Here is an 18,789-nt window from a genome sequence, read left to right as displayed (position 1 = left end):
TCCGCAAGTCCGATCCCACGATCGAAGCCCACGGCGACACCGGCCCGTGGGCTTCGCCCGTTGTTACGGTCCGACTATGACGCGAGAAGACACCTCGCCGCGGAAGAAGACGATCAGCAACCCCTACATCCACCGCTTGCAGCGCAGGCACTTCCTGCTCTTCGATGTCGCGCCGATCGTGGGCACCGTTGCCGCGCTGGGCTTCCTGTTCGTGCGCCCGTTCGGCGGCATGGAGCTCGCGCTGCTGTTCGGGATGTGGCTGCTGACCGGACTCGGCATCACCGTCGGCTATCACCGCCTGTTCACCCACCGCACCTTCCGCACCACGCCCACGGTCGCGGCCGTGCTGGCGGTGTTCGGGTCGATGGCCGGTCAGGGTCCGGTGGTGTCGTGGGTCGCGCTGCACCGGCGCCACCACGAGTACAGCGACCGCGAGGGAGATCCGCACTCCCCCAACCTCTCCGGTGACGGCTTGCGCGGGGCGCTGCGCGGGCTGGCGCACTCGCACTTCCTGTGGATGCGCCGCCACGAGTACCCGAACATCGTCCACTACGCGCCCGACCTGATCAAGGACCGGTCGCTGGTGCGGGTGGCGCGGCTCTACTACTGGTGGGTGGGGCTGGGCCTGCTGCTCCCGACCGTGCTGGGTGGACTGCTCACGCTGAGCTGGACCGGTGCCGTCAGCGGTCTGCTGTGGGGTGGTTTCGTGCGGATCTTCCTGCTCGAGCACATCGTCTGGGCGATCAACTCGTTCCTGCACATGGTCGGCACCCGGCCGTACCGGTCCAGGGAGAACAGCCGCAACGGCGGGGTGTTCGCGCTGATCACCCTCGGCGAGTCCTGGCACAACAATCATCACGCCTTCCCCGAGTCACCCTCGTTCGGATTGCACTGGTACCGGCTCGATCCCGGCTACTGGCTGATCTGGACGCTCGAAACCTTCGGTCTGGCCTGGGATCTGAAGATCCCGACGGGCGACCGCCTGGCCGCCAAACGCGCATGAGGAGCCGTCGTGGACACCAGTAGAGAAGCCATCGTCACGTGGTGCCAGGAGTATCTCGCGCAGCTGCTCGAGGTCCCGGCCGCCACCATCGACCCGCTCGCCGACTTCGACCGGCTCGGTGTCGATTCCGCGCTGGCGGTCGCCCTGCTCATCGAGGTGGAGGAGAAGTTCGGCGTCGACCTGTCGCCCGACGACCTCTACGAGAACCCGACCCTGGACGCGGTCGCCGGCCACCTGCACGAGCAGCTGACCGCGAACGCGGGCCGCCCGTGACCGAGGTGGCCGACGCCGCGCGCGCCGACGCGGCGGCCGCGGCCATCCGGCACCACTACGACATCGGCAACGCCTTCTACCGCCTGTGGCTCGACGAGTCGCTCAGTTACTCCTGCGCGATGCCCGAATCCCCCGGCGACACGATCGGATCCGCGCAGGACCGCAAGCTCCGCCACCACCTGAGCGCGGTCGGCGCCGACCAGGCGGAGTCGGTGCTCGACATCGGCTGCGGCTGGGGCGCGGTCCTCGCGCGCGGCAGCCGCACCCACGGTGTTCCGCGGCTGGTCGGCCTGACGCTCAGCGACGAACAGGCCGAGCATGTCCGGTCGCTGGCCCTGCCCGGTGTCGAGGTGCGCACCGAGAGCTGGGTGCACTACCGGCCGGAGTCGACCTTCGACGGCATCATCTCGATCGGCGCGTTCGAGCACTTCGCGCGCCCCGACGACACCCCCGCCGCGAAGATCGCGGTGTACCGGGAGTTCTTCACCCGCTGCCGGGACTGGCTCACCGCCGACGGCACCCTGTCGCTGCAGACGATCGCCTACGGCAATATGCGCCGCGAGCAGGCCAGCACGTTCATGCAGCAGGAGATCTTCCCCGACGCCGACCTGCCGACCCTCGCCGAGATCACCGCGGCCGCCGACGGGATCTTCGAGATCACCTCCCTCACCGACGATCGGCTCGACTACGCCTGGACCTGCGAGCAGTGGGCGCGGCGCTTGCGCGAGCATCGGGCCGAGGCCGTCACGCTGGTCGGCGCGGAGACCGTCGCCCGGTACGAGCGGTATCTGAAGCTGTCGGCGCTGGGCTTCCGGATGGGCAAGCTGGGCCTGCTGCGCATCGTCGCCCGCCCCTACCCCGACACCTTCTTCCAGCGCCGGAGCCGAGGATGACGCTGTCCGCGGCCCGCCCGGCGATCCGGTTCAACCCGTTCAGCGCCGAGTTCCGGCGCGATCCGTACCCGGTGTACCGGGCGTTGCGGGAAGCACGACCGGTCCACAAGACACTCGGCATGTGGGTGCTGACCCGTCACGCCGACGCGCGCACCGTCCTGCACGACAAGTCCTTCAGCGCGGGCCTGATCCCGCGATTGGTGACCGAGCAGGCCCGCAGGCTCGGTCAGCCGGAGGTCGCGCGGATCGAACGGCTCGGCCGGACCTCCCTGGTGTTCACCGACAATCCCGAGCACGCCCGGCTGCGCGGGCTGGTGAACAAGGTGTTCACGGCGCGCACCATCGCGACCCTCGAACCCCTGGTGGCCGCAATCGCCGACCGGCTGCTGCGCCCCGCGGTCGCCGCGGGCGAGGCCGACGTGATCGCCGAGCTGGCCGGACCGCTCCCGGTCGCGGTGCTGTGCGAGTGGATGGCGCTGCCGCCCGCCCTGCACGCCTGGGTCGGTGGCTGGACGCACGACATCCGCTTCCTGCTCGAGCCCGGCCTGATGAAAGCCGAGGACCTGACCCGGGTGCGCACGGTGGTCGAGTTGTTCGCCGACGCGCTGGCCGAGGTGCTCGCCGAACGTCGCGCCGCGCCCGGTGACGACCTGATCAGCCGCTTGCTCGCGGCGCGCACCGCCAACGGTGACCACCTCACCGACGAGGAGCTGATCTTCGTCTGCATCATGTGTTTCGTCGCGGGCACCGAGACCACCAAGTCGCTCATCGGCACCGCCACCCTGGCCCTGCTGCGCCACCCCGACCAGGCCGCGATGGTGCGCCGGTCGCCCGACCGGCTGGGCGCCGCGGTCGCGGAGGCGCTGCGCTACGACGCGCCGTTGCAGCTGACCAAGCGGCTGGCGACCCGGGACGTGGCGATCGGCGGCGAGACGATCCGCGCCGGCGATCACGTCCTGGTGTGCCTGGGCGCGGCGAACCGGGACCCCGAGATCTTCCCGCGCCCCGACGAATTCGACATCACCCGCACGCCCGGCGATCATCTGGCCTTCGGGCACGGCATGCACGGCTGCCTCGGCGGCGCACTCGCCGAGCTCCAGACCAGGATCGCCCTGGACGCGCTGCTGCGCAGGCACCCGCGCCTGTCCGCACCGGAGGGCGACTTCGCCTGGCAGGAGCACAGTTTCCTGCTCCGCGGACTCGACAGCCTGCCCGTGTCGTTCGGAGCGCGCGGATGAGCACGCCCCTGCTGCCCGAGGTCCTGCGCGAGCGCGCGCACGCCACCCCGGACCGCGTCGCCTACCGCTTCCTCGACGACACCGGTGCCGAGGCCGACCACCTCACCTATGCCGAGCTGCACGCCAGGGCCATGACGGTCGCCGCCCGGCTGCGCGCGGTGTGCGCGCCGGGCGAACGGGCGCTGCTGGTCTTCCCGCCCGGACTCGACTTCCTCGCCGCCTATTTCGGCTGCCTGTACGCTCGGGTGATCGCGGTCCCGGTGCATCCGCCGCGCCGCGCGCACGTCCAGCACGCGACCGGCTCCATCGTGCGGGACTGCGCGCCCGCCGCCGTCCTCACCGTCACCGGAGCGCTCGAGCCGCTGCGCACCGCGCTGACCCCGCTGCTGCCGCAGGCGTACTGGCTGACCGTCGACACCATGGCGCGCGCCGAGTTCCCCGCCGAGCCGATCGAGCCCGGCGCGGTGGCGTTCCTGCAGTACACCTCCGGCTCCACCTCGGCGCCCAAGGGCGTCATGGTCTCGCACCGCAATCTGGCCGCCAACCAGGAGATGATCAAGCACGCCTTCGGGCACGACAGCGGATCGACGGTGGTCGGCTGGGCGCCGCTGTTCCACGACCAGGGCCTGATCGGCAATGTGCTGCAACCACTCTGGGTGGGCGCGACCAGCGTGCTGATGTCGCCTGCCGCCTTCGTCCGCAGGCCACTGCTGTGGCTGACGGCGATCAGCGAGTACCGCGCGCATTCCAGCGGCGGCCCGAACTTCGCCTTCGACGCGTGCGTCGCCCGAGCGGCGGCCGAGCCGCTGCCCGAGCTCGATCTCACCAGCTGGCAGGTCGCGTTCAACGGCGCCGAACCGATCCGGCCGACCACGCTGGCCCGCTTCGCCGAGACCTTCGCCCCGCACGGCTTCCGGGCCACCTCGCTCTACCCGTGCTACGGCTTGGCCGAGGCGACCCTGCTGGTCAGCGGCAGCGACAAGGGCCGCGGCCCGCGCACGCTGACTGTGGACACCGAGGCGCTCGGCGCGGGCCGCTATCAGCCCGCCCGGCCGGGCAAGGCGCGCACGCTGGTCAGTTCCGGCCGGGTCCTGCCCGGGGAACGCGTCCGCATCGTCGACACCGCCACGCTGCGGCCGTGTCCGGCGGGCCGGACCGGGGAGATCTGGGTGGCCGGTGACCATGTGGCGCAGGGCTATTGGCAGCGGCCCGAGGCGACCGAGGAGCTGTTGCGGGCGCGCGCCGCCGACGATCCGCGCACCGGCTGGCTGCGCACCGGCGATGTCGGGCTGATGGTGGACGGTGAACTGTACGTCGTCGGCCGGACCAAGGACATGGTGATCATCCGGGGCCGCAACCACTATCCGCACGACATCGAGGACACCGTGCAGTCCGCGCATCCCGCGCTGCGGCACGGCGGATCGGCGGCCTTCGCCTACCCCGGTGCCGCGGGCGAGCGGCTGGTGGTCGTGCAGGAGCTGCGCCGCGACCGGCTCGACGCCGATCCCGCCGAGGTCATCGGGGCGATCCGCGCGGCGGTGATCCGGGAGCACGAACTCGCCGTCGGCGACCTGGTGCTGACGCTGCCGGACCAGCTGGCCAAGACGAGCAGTGGCAAGATCATGCGCACGGCGGCCCGTGCGCGGTACGCGGCAGCGGGATTCGAGGCGTGGCCGCACACCCCCGAGCAGAGGAGCCCGACCCGATGACGACCCAGGCCCCGAACCCCGATTTCGCCCAGCTGGTCCCCGACGCGGTGCTGTCCATGCCCGCCGCCGCCCATCTGGGTTTCCATTTCGGGCGGATCGAACCCGGCGAGGTCGAGATCGTGCAGCCGCACCGTCGCGAACTCACCCAGCACGACGGCTATTTCCAGGGTGGCGTGCTCGGCTCGCTCGCCGATTTCGCGGCGGGGTCGGCGGCGGGCACGCTGCTGCCGGTCGGCTGGATCAATATGACCGTCGACTACACGGTGAAGATCCTCGCCCCGGCCAAGGGCGCGACGGTGATCGCGCGCGGCCGGGTGATCAAGCCCGGCGCCCTGCTCACGATCGCCGCGGCCGAGGTGTTCTCCGTCGAGGACACCGGCGAAACCCTGTGCGCGACAGCGCTGGTCACGATGCGCAACGTGCGCGTCGCCACACCATGACCGAGAGGCCGTGATCCCGATGCCCTTCGTCGTCGTCGACCGTGTGCCCCTCGCCTACACCGACACCGGCACCCCGGCCGGGAGGCCCGACGCGCCCACGGTCGTCTTCGGCCACGGATTGCTGTTCGGCGGCTGGATGTTCCGCGCCCAGCTGGCAGCCCTGCAGCGCGACTACCGCTGCGTCACCCTCGACTGGCGCGGCCAGGGCAGCACCCCGCCCACCGCCGACGGCTACGACATGGACACCCTCACCGCCGACGCCGTCGGCCTGCTCAGCGCCCTCGACACCGGCCCGGTGCACTGGGTCGGCCTGTCCATGGGCGGGTTCGTCGGCCTCCGCCTCGCCGCCCGCCACCCCGAGCTCCTGCGCTCGCTCACCCTGCTCGACACCAGCGCCGACGCCGAAGATCCCGCGAAGATCGCCGAATACCACCGCCTGGCCTGGGCCCTGCGCTGGTTCGGCCACCGCCCCGTCCTCGGCCGCGTCGCCCCGCACCTGTTCGGCCCCGCCTTCCTCGCCTCCGCTACGGGCCGGGCCACCGTCCGTGAGTGGTCGCGCCGTCTGGCCGCCACCCAGCGCGTCGCGCTCCGCGACGCCGTCCACGGCGTCACCGCCCGCCCCACGATCGCCCCCGAACTCCCGTCGATCACCGCCCCTACCCTCGTGCTCGTCGGCGCCGACGACACTGCCACCCCACCCGCCCGCTCCGACCGCATCGCCACCCTGATCCCGCACGCCCACCACCACGTCCTCCCCGCCTGCGGCCACTCCAGCTCCCTCGAGCAGCCGGACCTGGTGACCGATCACCTCCGCCGGTTCCTCACCGACGTCGATTCCCCGGCCGTGCACTGACATCGACCACGAGCCGCCACACCACGATGCGGCACCGGCGAGGACCACGCCGGTGCCGCGGCCGAGGCAGCGGTTCGGCTCATCCGCTCGTCACCGAACCGCACACCGGTGACGAACTGTTCTCGGGCGAAGGAGGTTTCACGGTCGTGATCGGCTTGTCGGGGAGCTGGCCCGCCACGATCGCCGCCAGCGCGAGACCGAAGCCGACGAGCTGGATCGGGCCGAGCCATTGGCCGAGCAGAGCGGCGCCGAGGACGGCCGCGACCAATGGCGACAGCAACAGCAGGACCGCGACCGAGGTGACCGGCAGCGTCCCGAGGCCACGGAACCAGACGACATAGGCGAGCAGTCCGCCGCACAGGCCCAGCCAGAGGTAGCCGAGCGCCCCGGGCCCGTCGATGGCCGGTGGGGCGCCTTCGACCAGAGCCGTCACCGGGAGTAGGAGCAGTCCGCCCGCCGTGAGCTGCCACCCGGCGAAGGCGGTCGGCCCGACTCCGGGTGGCCTGCCCCAGCGTTTGGTGAGCGTGAGCCCCAGCGCCATCGCGGCCGCGCTCGCCAGCCCGGCCGCGACCCCGGCGACGTCCAGCGCCGCCTGCGGTCCGAGCACCACCAGCCCCACCCCGGCGACCCCGATCACGCCCCACCCCAGCCGCCGCACCGACGGTCGCTCCCCCAGCACCGGCAGCGCCAGCACCGCGACGAGCAGCGGTTGCGCCGCCGCCAGGGTCGCCGCGACCCCGCCGGGCAGGTGCTCGGCGGCCACGAACAGCAGCGGGAACGGCACCCCGATGAGGAGCACCCCGAGCACCGCGACCTTCGCCCACCACGCGCCGTGCGGCAGGGTCCGGGTGAGCGCGAGCGCGATCAGCCCGGCGGGCAGGGCCCGCAGCACCCCGGCGAAGAGAGGGTGACCGGGCGGCAGGAGTTCGGTGGTCACCACATAGGTCGTGCCCCAGGCCGCGGGCGCGAGCGCGGTGATCGCGGTGCGCGAAATCCTTCCCGTACCGAATCCGCCGGAATTCCGCTGAGCCACCGAATCTTTCACGGATTCCATCGAACCGCGCGACAATCAATGAATCCAATACATGTTTGTCACCGCACCGATCGTGATTCACGATGATTGCATGGAGCTCCAGCAACTGCGCTACGTCCTCGCCGTGGCCGAGACCAACAGCTTCACCCGGGCCGCCGAGCAGTGCCTGGTCGTGCAATCGGCGCTGAGCCACCAGATCGCCCGGCTGGAGCGCGAACTGGGCGCCAAGCTGTTCGAACGGACCAGCCGCCGGGTCCGGCTGACCCAGGCGGGCGCGGCCTTCCTGCCCGCGGCCCGCCAGTGTCTCGACGCCGCCGAGCGGGCGGCGGCCGAGGTGGCGGCGGCGGTCGGCGAGGTGCGGGGCAGGCTCGCGGTGGGGCTGATCCCGACCGTCGCCGCGGTCGACCTGCCCGCCGCGCTGGGCGAGTTCCGGGCCGCCTACCCGCACGTGCGGATCAGCCTGCGGGTCGGCGCCAGCGAGGATCTGGCCGCACAGGTCGAGCAGGGCGTCCTCGACATCGCCTTCCTCGGCCTGCCGACCACGACCCGGCCGCGCGGGGTCGCGGTCCACGAACTCGCGCGCGGCAAGCTGGTCGCGGTGGTCGCGCCGGGGCACCCGCTCGCCGGCGGACCGGCCGTCGACCTGCGCAGGCTCGCGACCGAGGTGTTCGTCGACCTGCCCGCGGGCACGGCGGGCCGGAGCCAATCGGATCTGGCGTTCGCGGCGGCGGGCCTGACCCGCGACGTCGCCTTCGAGGTGACCACCGCGGACTACATCGCGCGCCTGGTCGGCGCGGATCTGTGTGTGGCGATGATGCCCGCCGCGCACGCCCCGCAGCTCACCGGCGTGTGCGTCGTCGAGGTCACCGACGCGCCGTCCCGCGTCGAGTACGTCGTGTGGAACCGGACCGGTCGCAGCCCGGCGGCGACGGCCTTCCTCGCGGCACTGGACATCCCGACGGCACAGCCCTGACGGCACACCGCCCCGCCGGACGGACCGGCGGGGCGGTGACCGGGCGGTGGATCAGGCCGGGGTGACCGCGACCGTCAGCGATTCCAGACCGCGGATGACGACGTTCGGCTTGAACGGCGGGTTCTCCGACCGCAATTCGAGCGTCCGGACCTTGCGCAGCAGCACGTCGAGCAGGATCTCCATCTCGAGCAGCGCCAGCGGGGCACCGAGGCAGTAGTGGATGCCCAGGCTGAACCCGAGGTGCTTCTTGGCCGGGTTCATCGGGTCGGAGAAGCGGGTCATGTCGACCCGGTCGGGGTCGGCGTAGGCGGCCGGATCGTGGTTGGCCGAATTGATCAGCACCACCACGCCTTCGCCCTGCTCGAACTCGTGGCCCGCGACGGTGATCGGGCGGGTCGCGGCGCGCGTGGTGATCTGCACCGACGGGTCGAGGCGCAGCAGTTCGTCGGGGGCGACGGGCAGCAGTTCGGGCCGGTCGCGCAGCAGCTGGATCTGATCGGGGTTGCGCAGCAGGCGCAGCATGCCGGTGCCGATCAGATTGGCGGTGGTCTCGTGCCCGGCGACGAAGGTGGTGATGCAGGTGGCCAGCAGCTCCTGCTCGGTGAGCACGTCACCGCGGTCCTCGACCTGCGACAGCACGCTGAGCAGATCGTCGCGCGGGTCGGCGCGGCGTTCGTTGAGCAGCTCGCGGAAGTAGCCCATGAACCCGCGCGAGGCGGCGCTGCGGGCGGTCAGGCATTCCTCGGGCAGCGTGTAGTCGTGGTCGAAGCCGCGCGCCAGATCCTGCGACCACCGGTGCACCTGGTCGTAGGCCTCCTCGGGCACCCCGATCAGCTCGCAGGCGATGACCAGCGGCAGCGGGTAGGCGATCTTCTCCACGAGGTCGAATTCGCCCGCGGCCAGGGCGTCGTCGACGAGCTGCTCGCACAGCTGCTCGATCCGCGGCCGCAGCCGGGTCACCATGCGCGGGGTGAAGCCCTTGGTGACCAGGTTGCGCAGGCGGGTGTGGTCCGGCGGCTCCATCCACAGGAACGAGGTGGGCAATTCCTCGGCGGCGTTCTCCGGCGACACCGTCGGGTGCATCATCGCCGCTTCCTCGGCGTGGCTCCACGCGGTGGTGGACAGCACGGCCGCGCAGTCCTCGTAGCGGGTCAGCACATGGTGGCCGAGCGGGGTCTGGTGGATAGGGCCCGCCTCGCGCAGGACGCGGGCGGGGGCGTACGGATCGGCGCGGCCGTCCGGCCCGAACAGCTGGACCAGCGCGGTCTGGACCGCCTGGGCGTCGATCGGGGAAGTCGTGGAGGTCATGGGTGGGTCTCCTGGTTCTCCGGTGGGTGGTCAGGGAAGGAGGATGCGGCGCAGCGTGCCCGGCGCGGTGAGCGCGGCGGGCGGGTCGACCAGGTGGGCGACCCGCAGGAAGGTCCTGGCCACGCGCGGATCGTGGTGCGCGACGTGCTGCACCCGGCTGACGAAGACATTGGTGAGCCGGGTCCGGACCGTGCGCCTGCCCTCGACGCCGGGATGCCGCAGATCCGAGCCGGCGGCCAGCTGCCAGGCCACCTCGACCGAACCAGCGGCGGCCGCGTAGTACCGCGCGGGCAGGTCGGCCTCCCCGGCGGCGAGGCACTCGCGCAGCGCCGCGGCCTGCAGCGCGGCGACCGTCATGCCCTGGGCGTAGAGGGGATTGAAGGCGCACAGCGCGTCGCCGAGCACGAGCAGCCCGTCGGGCGGGGCGCTCTGGCGGTCGAAACGGCGCCGCACCGCGGTCCGGAACCGGTAGGGCACCGCCTCGCCGAGCGGCTCGGAACCGAGGACGATGGTGTGGATGTCGGGGGCCGACAGCGAGGCCGCGTACTCCCGGAACCCCGCGTCGTCGACGGGCGGATGGTCACCGAGCATCCCGGCCAGGGTGACGTGCCACCGATCGCCCTCCACCCGGACCGCGCCGCCGCCGCGCCCGTTGGCGCCGGTCGAGACGATGACCGAGGCCTGTCCGCCGAGCTGGCCGGGCCGGTGCCGGAAGAAGCGCGACGCGTAGCCCAGGTCGATGTCGAGCCGTTCCTCCTCGGGTGTCTCGGCACCGATCGCGGTGAGCCACTGCGTGATCCGCGATCCGCGACCGCCCGCGTCGACGACCAGGTCCGCGGCCAGGGTCTGCTCCCCCGCCGGTCCGAGGACGGTCACCGCGCGCACCCGCCGGGCATCGCCGACCAGGCCCTGCACCGTGGTGCGGGTCAGCAGTTCGATGCCGCGCAGCCGCAGCGTCCGCCTGCGCAGCACGGTCTCGAGCAGGGAACGGGTCGCGATCACCGAGGTGAGTCCGGTCGAGCCCGCCGCGAGCCGGGCACCGCCGACGTACCACCGGGTGCCGACCAGCACCTCGGCGACGGTCGCGCCGTCCGAGACCGCCTGTTCGGTGAAGCCGGGGTAGAGCTCCTCCATGACGCGCCGGCCGCGGTCGAGCAGCCCGTGCAGGTGCCAGGCCTGCGGAACACCGCGGCGCACGGTCGCTTTCGCGTCCAGCTCGTCGCGTTCGACCAGGGTGACCCGCTCGTAGGTGTCGGCCAGCACCCGCGCCGCCAGGAGTCCCGCGACCCCGGCGCCGATGACGATCGCGTGCCCGCGGCGCGCGGTCACAGCGTCACCGGCAGGTGCAGGATGCCGCGGTGGATCAGGCTGGGGCGGTACACGATCGGCGCGTCGGCCAGGGCCAGCTCGGGCGCGCGGTCCAGCAGGGTGAGGATCGCGGCTTCGGCCTCGAGCCGGGCCAGCGGCGCGCCGACACAGTAGTGGATGCCCAGGCTGAAGCCGAGATGCTTACGCGGCGGCCGGTTTCCGGTGAACCGGGTGATGTCGAAGGTGTCGGCGTCGCGGTAGACCCGCTCGTCGCGGTTGGCCGAGCCGGTGAGCACGACGACACCGTCGCCGCGGCGGAAGGTGTGCCCGCCCACCTCGGTGTCGTCGAGCGCGACCCGGATCGTGAACTGGGTCGGCGCGTCGTAGCGCAGCATCTCGTCGATCGCGGGACCGATCAGCTCGGGGTGCGCGCGCAGCAGCGCCAGCTGGCCGGGGTGGCGCAGCAGGGCGAGCAGGCCGTTGCCGATCAGGTTGATCGAGGTCTCCATGCCCGCGACGAGCAGCAGCAGCGACATCCCGATCACCTCGGGCTCGGTGGGGAAACCGCCGTCCTGGCTCGCCGTGACCAGTTCGCTGAGCAGGTCGGGGCCCGGCTGCTGCTTCTTCTCGGCGATGAGCCGCGCGAAGTACCCCATGCAGGCGATCGCGGCGTCGGTGCGCGCGCTGATGTCGTCGGGGCCGAGCAGCGAGTCGGGATCGCTGCCCCGCGCGATCGCCAGCTGCCAGGCGCGGAAGCTGGGTCCGTCGGCGGCGTCGGCGCCGAGCAGGCGCACCGCGACCATGGCCACGGCCAGCGGCACCGCCAGATCGTCGAGCACGTCGAGCTCACCGCGGTCGAGGGCGGCGTCGACCAGCCCGTCGACCACGCGGCCCGCCAGCGGTGCCAGCTCGCCGATCGTCGCGGGGGTGAACGCTTTCGCCACGAGCTTGCGGTAGCGGCCGTGCTCGGGCGGGTCCATCCGGACGAACGAGCCGGGGATGGCGGCGGCGGTGTCACGGAACGGGCTGATCCCCGCCGCGTAGCCGTGGCCCCAGTCGGTGCCGGTGAGCACCTCGGCGCATTCCTCGTAGCGGGTCACCAGTGTCAGCGGGACATCGCCGAGGGCAAAGGGGAACAGCGGGGTCGCCTCCCGCACGCGGTGGTAGGCGGAGTACGGATCGGCGCGGTGCTCGGGGGCGAACGCGTCGAAGGTGAGGTCGGCGGGGACAGCGGTACTCATCGGCCCTCCAGGCTGATTCGCAGTTCGGACATGCCGCGCACGACCACGTTCGGGCGGTACGGCGGTTCGGCCAGCAGACGCATCCGCTCGACCCGGGTGGACACGGCGCGCAGCACGGCCTGCATCTCCAGGCGGGCCAGCGGCGCGCCGAGGCAGTAGTGCAGGCCGAGACCGAACGAGAGATGACGCTCGGGCCGCTGACCGGGCCGGTAGCGGCCGACGTCGAACCGGTCGGCGTCCGGGAAGGCCTCGGGATCGCGCGCCGCCGACCCGATCAGCACGATCACCGCGTCACCGGGCGCGAAAGTCCGTCCGGCGAGCTCGATCTCGTGCCGCGCGGTCCGGGTGGTCAGGTGCACGGGCGGGTCGTAGCGCAGGATCTCGTCGACCGCGGGCCCGCACAGCGCCGGGTCCGCGCGCAGCCGCTGGAACTGGTCGGGGTGGCGGATCAGGGCGAGCAGGCCGTTGCCGATCAGGTTCACGGTGGTCTCGTGCCCGGCCACCACGAGGATCAGCAGGGTGCCGATCAGTTCGGTGCGGGTCAGCCGCACCCCGGCGTCCTCGGCCTGCACGAGGGCGGTGATCAGGTCGTCGCGCGGGTCGCGGCGGCGCTGGGCGATCAGGTCGCCGAAGAAGTCGGTGAACGCGTGCACGGCGGAGGTGCGGGCGGCCAGTTCGGCCGGGCTGAGCAGGGTGTCCGGGTCGAGGCCGCGGGCGATGTGCGCGGAGATCTCGCGGATGTGGGCGTGCGATTCGGCGGGGACGCCGAGCAATTCGCAGATCAGCGTCAGCGGCACCGGATAGGCCAGCGCTTCCAGGGCGTCGGTCTCACCCTCGGCCAGCATCGCGGTCAGCAGCCCGTCGACCAGGCGCTCGGCCCGCTCGTGCAGCCCCGCCACGGTGCGCGCGGTGAACGCCTTGCCGACCAGGCCGCGCAGCCGGGTGTGGTCCGGCGGCTCCATCCACAGGAAGGAGCCGGGCAGTTCCACCTCGCTGTCACCGTGCAGCAGCTGCGGCTCCTCCGCGTGACTCCAGCGCGGGTCGCTCAGGATGGCCTGGGCCTCGGCGTGCCGGGGGACGAAGTGGACCTCGTGCGGGCCGGGGACGAACGGACCCGCGGCCCGCAGCGTCGTATAACTGCGATACGGGTCGTGGCGGCAGTGCGGGGCGACGCTCTCCAGCACCGCGATCTGCACCGGGGTCGGGTCGTCGACCGCGACATGATCGGAAGTCACCGGCAGCTCCTACGCGTCTGTGTGCGGGGATTTCGCCGCTCATCGTCACCGCCGGGCCGCCGCGAATTCGTGCGCTATTGCCTGCTCCGATCGGGCGATAGCCGAATATCTTTATCGGGCAGCGCAATTGGCCGATCGACGGTGATTATCGGCGCGCGTATTTCGGTATTCGTTCAACGCGATTTCATATGGCACTGTTGTCGTTTCCGGCATGAATTCCTCGCGTTCGGGCGAAACGCTCACCACGCTGCTGGCCGGCGTCGCCGCCGCGCATCCGCGGGTGCCCGCGACATTCTGGTCGGTGTCGGAACGGGTCGACTACGCCGAGCTGCTGCTGCGCGCGCAGACCGCGGCGACGGCACTGGTCCGGCGCGGGATCGGGCACGGCGAGCCGGTCGGCGTGCTGTGCCCCAACGCGCCGGAATTCCTGGTCTCGCTCTTCGGTATCGCCGCGGCGGGTGGGGCGGCCACACCACTGCCGCTACCCGCAGGCGCCCGTGCCACGGCCGCCTACCCGGCCAAGCTCGCGGCGATCACCGCGGCCGCCGGGATGCGCACCGTGCTGGTGTCGCCGCGGTTCGCCTCGATGATCCCGTTGATCGGCGACATCGGCGTCGAGTTCGTCGACACCACCGATCTGGTCACCGAGGTCGTCGCCGACCCGGACGCGCTGCCCGACCACGGCCCCGACGACCTGGCGATCGTGCAGTTCACCTCCGGCAGCACCGCGCTCCCCAAGGGCGTGCTGCTCACCCACGCCAATGTGGTGAGCGGGTTGGCCGCGATCCGCACCGGCATCGACCTGAGCCTCGACGACCAGGGTGGCTTCTGGCTACCGCTGTTCCACGACATGGGCCTGTTCGGCACCTTGTCGGCGGTGCTGCGCGGGATTCCCGCCCACGTATGGTCGCCATTGGCGTTCGTCAAGGACCCGGCGCGCTGGCTGAGCGAGTTCGCCTCGACCGCGACCACGATCACCGCCATGCCGAACTTCGGCTACGAGGCACTGCTCGGCGCCATCGCCCCCGAGCAGGTCACCGACTACGACCTGAGCCACTGGCGGATCGCGTTCAACGGCGCCGAACCGATCGCGGAATCGGTGGTCAGCGCGTTCTGCGAGCGGTTCGCGCCCGCCGGCTTCGCGCCGTCGACGATGTTCGGGGTGTACGGCATGGCCGAGGCCACCCTCGCCGTCGCGTTCCCGCCGCTGCTGCGCGCCCCGCGCTTCGAGTGGGTCGACCGCGCCCGGCTCGCCGATGCCGCTGTCGCCGAACCGGTCTCGCGCACCGGGGACGGCGCGCGGGCGGTCGCCTCGGTCGGCTCCGCGGTCGAGGGGATCGCGATCCGGATCGTCGATCTCGGCACCGGCGCCGACCTGCCCGACGGCCGCGTCGGCGAGATCCTGATCCAGGGCGCGCCGGTCACCGGCGGCTATCTCACCGTCGATCCGGACGCGGTCGCCGACCGCTTCGCCGACGGCTGGTTGCGCACCGGCGATCTCGGCTACCGCCGCGACGGCGAACTGTTCGTCACCGGACGCTGCAAGGACATGATCACCGTGCGCGGCGTGAACTACTACGCCCAGGACGTCGAGGCCGCCGTGCGCGATCTCGACGGCATCCACAAGGGCCGCTGCACCGCGGCCGTCGACCCCGACGGTGACGACGTGATCGCCCTGATCGCCGAGACCGAACGCACCGGCGCCGAGGCCAACGCGCTCGCCACGGCCATCGCCGCCGCCGTCACCGCCCAGCTCGGGCTCTCCGCCGTGCAGGTGCATCTCGTCGCGCCGCGCAGCATCCCCCGGACCAGCAGCGGCAAGCTCCAGCGGCTGGCCGCCCGCGACCTGATCGGCCGCCGATGACGCCGCGCCGCTCACCCCTGCGATCGAATGGGAGTGCCTAGTGCACAGCTTCGACATCTTCCGCCACTACGAACGTCTGCACTGGAAACTGAGCGACCTCGACCTGGCCGCCGTCGACCCGACCCTGGTCCGCCCGGAGTACATCACCCTCGCCAAGAGCGCGGCGATGGGCGAGTCCAATGTCATCGCGGCCGTGCACGGTTTCCTGAACGAGTTCGTCGACGACTACGACTTCTCCACCTTCGCGGTGGTGTGGGGCTACCAGGAAGTGCAGCACCACTACGCCTTCCGCTCCTGGCTGGGCGCCATCGGTGAGGACGTCGAGGACCGCGCGGTCGACGCGATGCGTGAGCCGTACGCGCCGGGCAGCACGCCCTCGGCGACGCTGGCCACCAACATCATCTCCGAGCTCACCGTCAACCACGTGTACCGCGCGGTATCGAGCTGGGTGGCCGAGCCGGTGCTGAAGACGCTGCTGCTCAACGCCAGTCGCGACGAGGCCGGGCACGCGCGCGAGTTCATCCACTACACCACCGAGCGGCTGAAGAAGCGGCCCGAGGAGCTGCCCTCGGTGCTCGAGACGCTCTACGTCTACAGCTCCGAGGCCAAGATCAAGCACCCGGTGAGCACCTTCAAGGCGGGGATCGCCGAGCTCGGCGACCACGAGACCATCGACACCGGTTTCGAGCTGTTCCTCGAACAGGTCGCCGCCGAGGGCGAGCTGGAGGTGCTGCACGACAAGGTGCGCCGGACCTTCGCCGGCATCACCGGCCTCGACCTGTCCAGCAACGCGAAGGTGCGCCGCGCCCTCGCCGACGCCATCGCCTGATGACCGGCGGCGAGCGGCCCGGCGCGGTCGAGGTGCCGTGGTCGGTGATCCCCGACTACCACTGCTTCGGCTGTTCCCCGCACAACGCGACCGGGTTGCGCCTGACCTTCACCCCGCGCGCGGACGGCGCGCTGGTGGCCACGTTCCGGCTCGGGCGCGCGTTCGAGTCCTATCCCGGGGTGGTGCACGGCGGCCTGATCGGCGTCGTGTGCGACGAGGTGATGGGCAATCTGATAGTGCTGGCCCGCCACGTCCCCGCCTTCACCGTCTCCCAGCGCACCCGTTTCCTCACGCCCCTGCTGATCGACCGCGAATACCGCTGTGTGGCGACGCTGCCGCCCGAGCGGGCCGACGGGCCGATCCCCGCGCACGCCGAGATCCTCGACGCGAACGACGCGGTGTGCGCGACGTCGACGGCCACCTACCAGCCGTTCAACCTGCACGCCGTCCGCGACCAGCTCACCCTCGACGACGACGAAGTCACCCTGCTCGACCACGCCCTGTCCACGTCGAACACCCTCTCCCCGAACGGAGCCCGGCCATGACCACCACCTCTGCCGACACCATCCTGCGCACGGTCACCGAGATCGCGATCGCCGAGACCGGCCTGAGCGCCGCCGACCTCACCCCCGACGCCGACCTGCGCGCCATGGCGGGCGTGGACTCGGTGCGGGTGCTGCGAATGATCGCCCGCATCGAGCGCACCTTCGACATCGAACTCGAGGACGCCGACGTCTTCGGGATGTCGACCCTGGCCGAGGTCACCGCGGTCGTCGAACGGTCCGTGGCCGAGGCGTCCGCATGATCGCGTCAGGGCACGGAGGCGGCAGCACGCGTAACCACGTAGTGCCCCGCGGTCATGCGCAGGAGGATGCAGCATGATCGTCGTCGCCGATACCAATCAGCACTACGATCTCGACCCGGACATCTTCGGGCAGTTCCTCGATCCGCTGCGCAAGTACAGCTCGGCGCTGTACGCATCCGACAGTGACACACTGGAACTGGCGCAGCGCAACAAGTTGCGTTTCGTCGCCGAGCGGCTCGGGCTGCGCGGCGGTGAGCAGCTGCTCGATGTTGGCTGCGGCTGGGGTTCGCTGATCCTGTACATGGCGAGCGAGCTGGGCTGCCGGACGCTCGGGATCAGCCCGGCGCCGCGTCAGCACGACTACATCGCCGAGCAGGCGGCGGCGCGCGGCGTCGCCGATCTGGTGAGCACCCGGGTCGGGCACTTCGAGCAGCTGGACCTGCCCGCCCGTGGCTTCGACGCCGTGACGCTGCTGGGATCGATCGTGCACATGCCCGACCCCGACGAGGTGTTCCGCCGCGCGCGGGGCGTGCTGCGGCGCGGCGGCACGCTGTACGTGTCGGAGAGCTGCTTCCGTAATGTGGCCACCCGCAGCGCTTTCGACGATCGCGACGGCACCGGCTTCGTCCGCGAGGACATCTTCGGCTTCGGCGAGCTGCGGCCGCTGTCGGAACTGATCGCCGCCGCCGAGAACGCCGGCTTCTCGGTGATCTCGGTCGACGATCTGACCGACCACTACCGGCGCACCATCGAGGACTGGATCGGCAATGTCGACGCCGCCGCCGAGCGCATCGACGCGCACGGCCCCGGCCTGGCCGCCAAGCTGCGCCATTATCTCGAGATCGCCAACGCGGGCTGGGGTTACACCACCAAGCACTACGCGCTGGTCTGCCGGAATGCCAGGTAGGACATGAGCACCACACCGGGACTGTTGCCCGTGCGGGACCTGGTCGCCGCGGTGGACGGCTTTCTGGCCGCCTCCCCGGCGACCCGGGCCTGGGATGTGGAGACCGCCTTCGACTGGGCCGCCGCCGACGCGGGCAGGCTCACCGAGGGACAGCGCTCCGCGGTCCAGTTCGTCACGCTGATCGAGGACCATCTGCCCGGCTACTTCGACGTCTACCACCGGCATTTCCCGGTCGACGACACCGTGGATCTGCCGACCTTCGAACACAATCGGGAGCTGTACCACTTCACCGTGCGCTGGGCGCTCGAGGAGGACACCCACGCCAGGGCGCTGGCCCGCTATCAGGAGGCGGCGGGCATCGCCGACCGCGACACCCTGCGGTCGGACCTGGCGATCGAGGGCCACAAGCCGTTCGATCTGCCCTATGACCATCCGGTCCAGTTCTTCGCCTACGCCCTGGTGCAGGAGAAGGCGACGCAGATGTACTACCAGCAGCTGCGCGACGTGGTCGCCGACCCGGTGCTGGCCGCGGTGCTCACCCGCTTGGCGCGCGACGAGGCGCGGCATTTCAGCTTCATGGCCGACATGGTGACCCGGTATCTGCGCCACGACGGCGACGCGGTGGTGGCGCCGATCCGCGATGTCGTCGCGAATTTCCGGATGCCGCTGTCGGATACGCTGCGCGGCTACTGGCGGTGGGCGCTGCGGATCGCCGATGTCGCCGACTACGACCACACCGCCGCCTACGAACACCTGGTGAAGGTGATCGACCGCGCGGTCGACGCCCGCACCGAGCCGGTCGACGAGCTCATCGCCTTCGTCGAGGGCTGCCGCACCCTGGCCTGACCCACGACGTCACCGGCCCCCGCTCCCGATG

At 71.5% G+C, this 18,789-nt stretch carries 19 protein-coding genes; 14 read left to right on the top strand and 5 right to left on the bottom strand.

Annotated elements, in window-relative coordinates; translation table 11 throughout:
• The first annotated feature begins 76 nt into the window (after positions 1-76).
• From AB0H54_RS13350 to AB0H54_RS13320, 7 genes are read left to right on the top strand one after another with little or no spacing between them, the layout of a single operon-like run.
• Complete coding sequence (locus AB0H54_RS13350; protein ID WP_357345370.1) at positions 77-1,003, top strand: acyl-CoA desaturase; 927 nt, start codon at positions 77-79, stop codon at positions 1,001-1,003.
• Positions 1,004-1,012: 9 nt separating this feature from the next.
• Entirely contained in the window at positions 1,013-1,276 is a 264-nt protein-coding gene (locus AB0H54_RS13345; protein ID WP_355275747.1) for an acyl carrier protein, read from the top strand.
• On the top strand, positions 1,273-2,169 hold the full coding sequence (locus AB0H54_RS13340) for a class I SAM-dependent methyltransferase (protein ID WP_357345368.1): 897 nt from the start codon (positions 1,273-1,275) through the stop codon (positions 2,167-2,169). The genes AB0H54_RS13345 and AB0H54_RS13340 overlap by 4 nt, the downstream gene beginning before the upstream one ends.
• The gene (locus AB0H54_RS13335; protein WP_357345366.1) at positions 2,166-3,407 is read left to right on the top strand and encodes a cytochrome P450; all 1,242 of its coding nucleotides are present in this window, start codon (positions 2,166-2,168) and stop codon (positions 3,405-3,407) included. The genes AB0H54_RS13340 and AB0H54_RS13335 overlap by 4 nt, the downstream gene beginning before the upstream one ends.
• Complete coding sequence (locus tag AB0H54_RS13330; RefSeq protein ID WP_357345364.1) at positions 3,404-5,116, top strand: fatty acyl-AMP ligase; 1,713 nt, start codon at positions 3,404-3,406, stop codon at positions 5,114-5,116. The genes AB0H54_RS13335 and AB0H54_RS13330 overlap by 4 nt, the downstream gene beginning before the upstream one ends.
• Positions 5,113-5,556 (top strand): PaaI family thioesterase, encoded by a 444-nt coding sequence (locus AB0H54_RS13325; protein ID WP_357345362.1) that lies wholly within the window; start codon positions 5,113-5,115, stop codon positions 5,554-5,556. The genes AB0H54_RS13330 and AB0H54_RS13325 overlap by 4 nt, the downstream gene beginning before the upstream one ends.
• A 19-nt stretch (positions 5,557-5,575) precedes the next feature.
• Entirely contained in the window at positions 5,576-6,409 is an 834-nt protein-coding gene (locus tag AB0H54_RS13320; protein WP_357345743.1) for an alpha/beta fold hydrolase, read from the top strand.
• Positions 6,410-6,488: 79 nt separating this feature from the next.
• Here AB0H54_RS13320 and AB0H54_RS13315 read toward each other — a convergent pair whose 3' ends face one another.
• On the bottom strand, positions 6,489-7,454 hold the full coding sequence (locus AB0H54_RS13315; protein ID WP_357345360.1) for an EamA family transporter: 966 nt from the start codon (positions 7,452-7,454) through the stop codon (positions 6,489-6,491).
• Positions 7,455-7,533: 79 nt separating this feature from the next.
• Here AB0H54_RS13315 and AB0H54_RS13310 point away from each other — a divergent pair, with 79 nt between their 5' ends.
• Complete coding sequence (locus AB0H54_RS13310; protein WP_357345358.1) at positions 7,534-8,415, top strand: LysR family transcriptional regulator; 882 nt, start codon at positions 7,534-7,536, stop codon at positions 8,413-8,415.
• A gap of 51 nt (positions 8,416-8,466) precedes the next feature.
• Here AB0H54_RS13310 and AB0H54_RS13305 read toward each other — a convergent pair whose 3' ends face one another.
• From AB0H54_RS13305 to AB0H54_RS13290, 4 genes are read right to left on the bottom strand one after another with little or no spacing between them, the layout of a single operon-like run.
• Positions 8,467-9,723 carry a cytochrome P450 gene (locus tag AB0H54_RS13305; protein ID WP_357345356.1) on the bottom strand — a complete coding sequence of 419 codons (1,257 nt, stop codon included), beginning with the start codon at positions 9,721-9,723 and terminating at the stop codon, positions 8,467-8,469.
• 30 nt (positions 9,724-9,753) lie between these two features.
• Positions 9,754-11,052, bottom strand: a complete 1,299-nt coding sequence (locus tag AB0H54_RS13300; RefSeq protein WP_357345354.1) for an FAD-dependent monooxygenase — start codon at positions 11,050-11,052, stop codon at positions 9,754-9,756.
• Positions 11,049-12,272 carry a cytochrome P450 gene (locus AB0H54_RS13295; RefSeq protein ID WP_357345352.1) on the bottom strand — a complete coding sequence of 408 codons (1,224 nt, stop codon included), beginning with the start codon at positions 12,270-12,272 and terminating at the stop codon, positions 11,049-11,051. The genes AB0H54_RS13300 and AB0H54_RS13295 overlap by 4 nt, the downstream gene beginning before the upstream one ends.
• Positions 12,269-13,507 (bottom strand): cytochrome P450, encoded by a 1,239-nt coding sequence (locus tag AB0H54_RS13290; protein ID WP_357345351.1) that lies wholly within the window; start codon positions 13,505-13,507, stop codon positions 12,269-12,271. Before AB0H54_RS13290 ends, AB0H54_RS13295 begins: the two co-directional genes overlap by 4 nt.
• 211 nt (positions 13,508-13,718) lie before the next feature.
• Here AB0H54_RS13290 and AB0H54_RS13285 point away from each other — a divergent pair, with 211 nt between their 5' ends.
• The 6 genes from AB0H54_RS13285 to AB0H54_RS13260 all read left to right on the top strand — a co-directional run bounded on the left by AB0H54_RS13285 (position 13,719) and on the right by AB0H54_RS13260 (position 18,758).
• The gene (locus tag AB0H54_RS13285; protein ID WP_357345349.1) at positions 13,719-15,371 is read left to right on the top strand and encodes an AMP-binding protein; all 1,653 of its coding nucleotides are present in this window, start codon (positions 13,719-13,721) and stop codon (positions 15,369-15,371) included.
• 40 nt (positions 15,372-15,411) lie between these two features.
• On the top strand, positions 15,412-16,200 hold the full coding sequence (locus AB0H54_RS13280; RefSeq protein ID WP_355275769.1) for a ferritin-like domain-containing protein: 789 nt from the start codon (positions 15,412-15,414) through the stop codon (positions 16,198-16,200).
• Positions 16,200-16,745, top strand: a complete 546-nt coding sequence (locus tag AB0H54_RS13275; protein WP_357345346.1) for a PaaI family thioesterase — start codon at positions 16,200-16,202, stop codon at positions 16,743-16,745. Before AB0H54_RS13280 ends, AB0H54_RS13275 begins: the two co-directional genes overlap by 1 nt.
• Positions 16,742-17,005: an acyl carrier protein gene (locus tag AB0H54_RS13270; RefSeq protein WP_355275772.1), complete on the top strand. Its 264-nt coding sequence runs from the start codon at positions 16,742-16,744 to the stop codon at positions 17,003-17,005. Before AB0H54_RS13275 ends, AB0H54_RS13270 begins: the two co-directional genes overlap by 4 nt.
• A 73-nt stretch (positions 17,006-17,078) precedes the next feature.
• On the top strand, positions 17,079-17,912 hold the full coding sequence (locus AB0H54_RS13265) for a class I SAM-dependent methyltransferase (RefSeq protein WP_357345344.1): 834 nt from the start codon (positions 17,079-17,081) through the stop codon (positions 17,910-17,912).
• Positions 17,913-17,915: 3 nt separating this feature from the next.
• Entirely contained in the window at positions 17,916-18,758 is an 843-nt protein-coding gene (locus AB0H54_RS13260) for an acyl-ACP desaturase (RefSeq protein WP_357345342.1), read from the top strand.
• Positions 18,759-18,789: the final 31 nt, after the last annotated feature.

The sequence above is a fragment of the Nocardia sp. NPDC050718 genome (genome assembly GCF_040654235.1).
Lineage (GTDB): Bacteria > Actinomycetota > Actinomycetes > Mycobacteriales > Mycobacteriaceae > Nocardia.
Note: the sequence above shows the minus strand (reverse complement) of the source record. Positions and strands in the feature narration are given on the sequence as shown.